The 3,351-nt window shown below is 61.0% G+C and carries 3 protein-coding genes and 1 pseudogene; all 4 read left to right on the top strand.

What is annotated here, in order from left to right:
• Positions 1–767: pseudogene (locus NW853_RS04815) on the top strand (type II secretion system protein); the annotation flags it as partial.
• A gap of 67 nt (positions 768–834) precedes the next feature.
• Positions 835–1,599, top strand: a complete 765-nt coding sequence (locus NW853_RS04810; protein WP_414348084.1) for a prepilin-type N-terminal cleavage/methylation domain-containing protein — start codon at positions 835–837, stop codon at positions 1,597–1,599.
• Between the two features lie 55 nt (positions 1,600–1,654).
• On the top strand, positions 1,655–2,773 hold the full coding sequence (locus NW853_RS04805; RefSeq protein WP_414348082.1) for a PilW family protein: 1,119 nt from the start codon (positions 1,655–1,657) through the stop codon (positions 2,771–2,773).
• A 14-nt stretch (positions 2,774–2,787) separates the two neighbouring features.
• Positions 2,788–3,339, top strand: a complete 552-nt coding sequence (locus NW853_RS04800) for a Tfp pilus assembly protein FimT/FimU (RefSeq protein WP_414336093.1) — start codon at positions 2,788–2,790, stop codon at positions 3,337–3,339.
• Positions 3,340–3,351 lie beyond the last annotated feature (12 nt).

The following is a 3,351-nucleotide window of genomic DNA, read 5'->3' as shown; positions in this document are numbered from 1 at the left end:
GCAACGGCCTGTGCTTCTACGTCAAGCCCAACGGCAACACCATCCAGGTACAGGTTGACCGGGATGGGGGCGGCGGCAATAACCCCGAGTGGGTGGATGTGGAGCCCTTTACCCTGGATCTGAAGAGCCCCACCACGGGCTTTGACGGCCCCAACCCGGTGCTAGGGGTGATCCTGGACGAGGTGACGCGGCGACCCATTCCTATTCCCCGCTTCCAAGAACTGGCCTCCACCGACCCGAACCAGCGCCGCCGCAACGACGACGGCAGCCAAAACCGGCAACTGCAGCCTGCCCGAGAGACGCGGGTCAACGCGGTGGCTGTTAGCGGCGTGCTCCCCTCGCGGCTGGATCAAACCGCCGGCGGCATGCACAACTTCCTGCGCCTCAACGAGCTGTGGAGAGGTACCAACCTCTTCTTCAGCGGCTCGATGATCCAGCTCAACTACAGCACCTATGCCACCGGCCCCTTCCTGCAGCGCAGCTTCGAGCCGCCCAACCTGGTGCCGGATCCAACCTTTGTGCTCGGCTACGACTACTACTCCCCACCCAACCGCCGCTTCGGCTACGACGTGGGCCTGCAGATTGCCCGCCGCCCCGGCGCCGTCTCCAGCCGCTTCCAATTCCCCTCCAACGCGCGCACAGAGTTCCTGCGCGAGCTGGATCCACAAGATCCGTATGTGCGGCGGCTGCGCTGCGCGCTCCAGGATCAGCCGGATGTGCCGTTGGATCCGTCTGCCCAGATTGGCGGCTGCAATGAGTTCAATTGATATGGATCTGATATAGATCCGTCCGGTCAGGGGCAAATTAAAGTAGGGGCGAAATAGGGAGGGATCGATGAGCAAGGGTCAGTTTTGGCGGCAATCGGCAGCAGAGGGCTTTACCCTCATTGAGGTGTTGGCCTCGGTGATCATCGTGGCGCTGGCCATGACTGCTCTTGCCCCTGCCCTTACCTTAGTTGCCTACCGGCGGGCCATGAGCGAGCGGGTAGAGCTGGCCAATCGCCTGGCCCAGGAGGAGGTGGATCGCATCCGCACCCTGGTGGATATCGAGCTGTCGGCTGCTCCAAAGGCTTTTCAGGATCCGGCTCAACGGGATCGTCTGCCCAGAGTGGGAGAAGACCCGCTGGCCAACACCCCACCCCCTGACGAGATGCCCGCCGATGCAAATGCCGGCAACTACACCCACAAAGACAACTATTCCCTTCGCCTGGCGCAAGTTCAAGTGCCGGGGCGGAACCCGGAAGAATACGTCATCCAAACCTTCCGCGACGAGGGAGCGCCCTGCATCGACCGCCGTGAAAACAGGGTCATTCAGGGGGTGCCCTGCAGCTTTCGCCTGGGCGTGCGGGTTTACCACCGCTTTTCTTTTGATCCAGACACGCGCCAAGCGCTGCCTGGATTGGGAACGGAGCTGGTTTCAGCCAACCAAAACTTGGCCAATGCCGATGTCTGGCTCTTTCCCATGGCCACCTCCTTTGTAGAAATTAACCCCGCCGCCAACTTGGGAGATGTTTGCCGGCAGATAGCCATTACCATAGGTGCGGATCCCATCGAGAGGTGCCGGGCTTTCCCCCTGCCTGTCGGTCCTGTTGAAACCTGAGGTAGAGCCTAAGTTCCTTTCCGCAAAACCTGTTGCAAGATGGGGGTGTTTCCCTATGTTTTTCAGGATCTTTCGCCGCCGAGCCAGCAGAGGGTTTACCCTCATCGAGCTGTTGGTCTCGCTGCTGATTGCCTCCATCTTTCTCCTGGCCACCGCCATGATCGTCATCGAGACGATGCGGCTGGATCGGGAAGAGACGGGCCGCACCCAGGTGCAGGCGGAGCTAACCCAGGCCATGGAATATATCCAGCAGGATCTGGCAGAAGCTCTCTACATTTACAACGACACCGAACAGCCCAACGGAGACGGGATCCCAGATGTTACCCAGCGGCTTTACGAGCCAGGCTGGATCCGCCGCCCCGATGACGCTATCCCGGTTGTTGCCCTTTGGAAGCTGGAACCGATCCCGCGGGGATGCTACGCGGGCAACCCCACCTTGCAACAGATTCGCGAAGGCCGTGCTACCTTGCCTGCTGAACCACCTGCTGGGTTCCCGCTCACAAACGGCAGAAATGCGGATTGGGAAACGCTGCTCAGCCGCCGCGGCATTTACACCCTGGTGGTGTACTACCTGCGCCGCAACTACAACAACGCCGGCAACCCAACAGGGGACACTCCTTGGGAAGGCAACGCGCGGATCGAGCGTTTTGAGTTACGACCCCTCAACACTCAGGGTCAAAATGACTGCGCTGGTCGCAGCCCGTTCTTTGTTGAAGATCCCGATCCGTTCCGGGAAGGTTTCCTTGCTTGGCCTTCCGAGCAGGCCCGAGCACGCCAGATCCCCATTGCCAGCAGGGCGGATGGCCCTCGCCTGATAACTCTGGTCTCGAACATCTTCAGCAGCCGGGAGGGGAGTCCGCAGGTTGCACCCGCTTGCCCGCAGGGCTATGCCTTTGGCGGCGGCAAACCCAACGGCGTCACCTTCTCAGGGTTGGCAGATAACCAGAACGACGTGGGCTTCTACGTCTGCGTGCGGCGCAGCCCCGGCGCCGACCGACCCCAGGATGTGGTCATCAACATCACGGCCACGGCCATGGAGCGGGCCAACCCCGGCCTCTTCCGCCGCTACATTCAGGATGCCACCAGCGTCGATATCTCAGAGGTGTCGCGCTACCTGCTGCCGCTGCAAACTCGGGTTCTTGCCCGCGGTGTTATCAACCGTCAACTCTCCTAGGGGGAATGTCCACCATGTTGGCCTTGGAGAAAAAAACCATTGGCCCGGCGCGGCCGCTTCGATCCCAGGGCTTCACGCTGACAGAGGTCCTGGCGGTGGTGGTCATTATCGGCATTCTGGCCGGGCTGGCCGTCCCTTCCGGGATCAACATCTGGGCGCGCATCCAATTGGAGGACGCGCAAAACAAGGTGGAGCGGGCCCTGCGCACCGCCCGCGCCAACGCCAGAGCTTCTCTCCAAGGCCGTGCTTGGGTGGTTGAAATCGATAACTCAGATCCGAATGTCCCCACGCTGGTGATCCAAGACGAGGAAGGCCTTTGCGATGAGCCCACCCCTTGTCAGTGGGTGCGCCTCAATAATTTTGTTACTGCCAGCAATACCTTCAACGGCGGAAGGGCCGTTTTCGACTCGGAAGGGCGGGCGCGTCAGTTGGGGCGCTTTGTGGTCAGCAGCACCTACTCCCAGGGCGAAAACCGCTGCGTGGTGGTGAGCACGTTGATCGGCACTCTCCGCAAGGACAATAACCCTGAGTGTGGCAACGTGACCAACGAGGCAGAGGAAGGCTAGTTGGGGTAGGAT

The organism is Synechococcus sp. H55.11 (genome assembly GCF_047462475.1).
In the GTDB taxonomy this organism is placed as follows: Bacteria; Cyanobacteriota; Cyanobacteriia; order Thermostichales; family Thermostichaceae; genus Thermostichus.
This window is presented reverse-complemented; position numbering and strand designations above follow the sequence as displayed.